Origin of the sequence: Halorubrum sp. Eb13 (assembly GCF_002252895.1) — an archaeon.
Taxonomy (GTDB): domain Archaea; phylum Halobacteriota; class Halobacteria; order Halobacteriales; family Haloferacaceae; genus Halorubrum.
Map to the genome: position 1 here is coordinate 1 of NZ_NHPE01000029.1, position 3425 is coordinate 3425.

The following is a 3425-nucleotide window of genomic DNA, read 5'->3' on the forward strand; positions in this document are numbered from 1 at the left end:
AGATGTGTATAAGAGACGGTATCTGAACACGAGGGTTGGTCGCCGTTCTCATCGGCTGTGTCTTCTTCTGTGGCAACGGCTACAACGATTGTTCTGAAAAAATGGAATCCTATGTGGTATCGTTCGTAGTAGAAAGAGGCCTCTGTCGAAATCCTCAGAGTCTGGTAGAACTCGAGTGCTGTATACAGAGAGTACATACAGCACAGCGATACTGTTCGAGAACTCGGGTCGCCACCGAGAGTGTATGGTACAACACGGACAGTCAGTTCACGCTCTTCGACAGCTCAGCCCCCGCCTTGAATTTTATCTCATCCGACGCACTCGAAGCGTTCACCAAGTGTAACACCGGCGCATCCACCGCCACGTGCGTCACAACCCGATACGTCTCCCCCTTTTCACTATCGACTCCGGACGTCATTCCCGGGAGCCTCCCACCGAGCCCTTCGATAGTGATGTCGCCGCTTCTGTCGACTCCGCCCAACTCAATCCGCGCGCCCCGCAGAGCCCGCTCACTCACCCCTGCTCGCGCCACTCCATCACCGAGCCCATCACTGTCGAGATCGCCGAGACGGTCGAGTCCAACCGGGACCACCTGTGCTGCCCCCACCATCGACAACACCGTCGTCGAATTCTCGTACAACGCAGCATCATCGATAATCCATCCACCTGAGTAGATGAGCTGCCCATCGTTCAGCCCTCGACCCACGTACATGAGGGCTGGAACCGGCTCCGGACAACCCGGTGGCTGAACCATTACCTGCGCTACTGTCAGGTTGAGCAACCGACCCTGCTGAGTAATTTCCACAGGTACGTCATCCATTTTCTTTGCCCACGCATCCAACCCCTCCGGCTCGAACGGCTCACCCTCAACCGGACACACCACAACAGATGTACCAGCTTTAGCAGACGGTGGAGAGTTCGTCACAACAACGTGGCCGTCAGCAGCGCGCTCAGCCACGAGTCCACCGCCCGTCGCCACAGGCCCCGTCATCTCCGCAACGAAGTGGGGCGTTGCCCCGCATACCGCACCCGGGGACACAGTGGAGTCGTCATCGTCACAATCACCACTCTCATCCGGACCACTCAAACCAGCCGAATTTGACCCCCACGCGTAGAGTTGGCCCTCACCATCAGACCGACCCGTCAGGTAGGCGAAGAGCCGCTCCGGCGTCACCGCTTCCTCGATACTCCCGTTTCCACCCGGAACCTCAGCATCGGGCAAACACACAGCGAACCGCTCCGCAACAACAGGCTTCTGTTCAAGATACCTGAAAAGCTCCGCCTGCTCTCCCGGACTGAACAACCCGGATGAGTCAAACTCGACTGGTGGAAGCAAGTAATCCCCGACGAGGATGTCGTTCCCGCCACCACCGTCAAGACCGAACGCCGCCCATTCGCCGTCCTGAGCGTACTCCTGCGCTCGGACAACGTCTGCCTCCCTATCTGCGACGTTCGCCAGTGCCGCGACACAGGACTCGTCTGAACACCGCTCCAGCACTGCCCGCATCTCGGCCAGCACCGCTTCCATATCACCCAACACCCCAGTAATCTCTTTCTCCGTTTCCGGATTCCGCCCCGTCCGCGCACTCCGCTTCGAAATTGCTGTCGCAGCCGCAGTCGTCGCCTCTTGGAGCTGTGCGTCAAGTCGGAAGACGCGCCGGAACGTCTCGTCGTCTTCGTCGATATCGTCGTCGATGATATCGCTGGGTCCCGCGATACTCCGATTACTCCGGGGCGTATTATAGTCCTCACCGCGAACGTCGTCGTCAACGCCATCGGCATCGGCATCTCCATCCCCGTCAGGAGCCCGGATAATTGACTTGTCACTCCGAGAGTTGTTGTAGTTCGCCGCGGCGAGCGCGGTCGAAGTCACCCACCCTTCCAACTCAACTCGCCCGGCCACCGTTGGAGTCAACCGAGCCACGTGCGGGCCTTCCGGTGCCATCTCGAAGGTGACTTCCGTGTCATCGTCGTTCCAATCCGCACCTGCGAACACTGCCGCAGGCGACGACCCTGTGTTCGTGACTGACGACGCGACTTGGCTCAGACAGCCACTTAGCGCGCCGATTGCGACGGCGCCGCTCGCTGTGAGTAACGCCCGTCTGCTCGTGGTAGCACGTCGCATGCTATTTGCGTGACTATCACGTCGTCGTGAATTCATAATCGTACAGTAGAGGTGATACGTTATTATAAGCTTTCTTATAATTGTAGTATTCGTATGAATTAGCGTGCGGCAGATTCGCGCTCTGTACTTTGCACGTCTCTAAGAGCATATCACCGATTGTGGATTTCAACAGAGCCGCTCTAACAGAAGGGCCAATAGACGTTTTCGGGCGACTACTCGAAACTCCGTCGTTGGTCCGTTGATGAGGTAACCCCACATAGAGGCGTGCAAGCCACTCGACGGGTGTTGGAAGTCATCGTCCGTCCAGACGAGACGATCGTGTCTCGCGGCGTCCATGCCGACAGCGATCACGTTGGCTTTTCGCGATCACCTGTCTGGATCGCCGGCGGCAACCATGCGGACCTCTTCCGGCAGAAATGTACGGTCAACGACCGGATCGTCATCGTCGTCATGGACGACGAGCTGTCCGCTTTCAGAACAAAGCTGTGCTGCGACCCGATCGCAGGCGTCGGTCCACGAACTCGTGGGAAGCAGCACACCCATCGAAACGCTGGAATAGAAAGCCCTAGAGACAGCCCCTCGCGAAACCGGCGGTCAGAGCTCCGGGGTTCCCGAGGCGTCGGCTGGTTCCGTTGACCTCCTGTCCACACCCCTTTGTTCGTCTCGCAGCTGGAGGTACGAAGCCGCAAGAATGCCATAATACGGGGCTAAGAAGGCTGCAGTGACGACGGCAACGATCGCTTCGCTGGCGACCGGGATGCCGCCGTAGTCAAGCAGGGGTGCAATTCCCCCGATGACACCGCCGAACACCGTCGTCAGGACGACAAGGGCGAAGAGTTTGAGTCTGGACCCGCTGGCGAGTCCCCAGCTCCGCTTGAGCCCGTCGATTACACCGCGGTCCTCGACGGCGATGGTGAACACGATGAACAGGAAAGATGTCGCTAGGAACAGTCCTGGGAGGATGAAAAACAGGGTTCCGACGAATACTGAAACGGAGACCAAGATCCCACCGATCAGCATTGCGAGCGTTGTACGGCCGAGTCGCCGCGTGGCGTCGACTGGTCTCGTGGATATCTTGTCTTGTGGCTGGATCATCGTGCGAGCGATTATGACGAAGAACGCCGCGGAGAGGATAACGAGCGCGGCGAAAATGGCGAGTGCGCCGGCCCCGGAGACTGGAAGTCCGAGCCCGGCAGTCAACCCTGCTTGTGTAGTGAGACCGGCTGGGAGGTACGACGAGACAGCCGTATTAACAGCTGCCTGAGTACCGATCTGAACGATCTGCTCTGTTGAATCCGCA

The 3425-nt window shown here is 58.5% G+C and carries 2 protein-coding genes; both read right to left on the minus strand.

Going from position 1 to position 3425, the window contains the following annotated elements; genetic code table 11:
• Positions 1 to 262: 262 nt before the first annotated feature.
• Positions 263 to 1873, minus strand: a complete 1611-nt coding sequence (locus DJ75_RS18945) for a hypothetical protein (RefSeq protein WP_254921870.1) — start codon at positions 1871 to 1873, stop codon at positions 263 to 265.
• Positions 1874 to 2719: 846 nt separating this feature from the next.
• Positions 2720 to 3425, minus strand: a 706-nt coding sequence (locus tag DJ75_RS18950) for a hypothetical protein (protein ID WP_254921871.1), incomplete at its 5' end; no start/stop codon positions are given.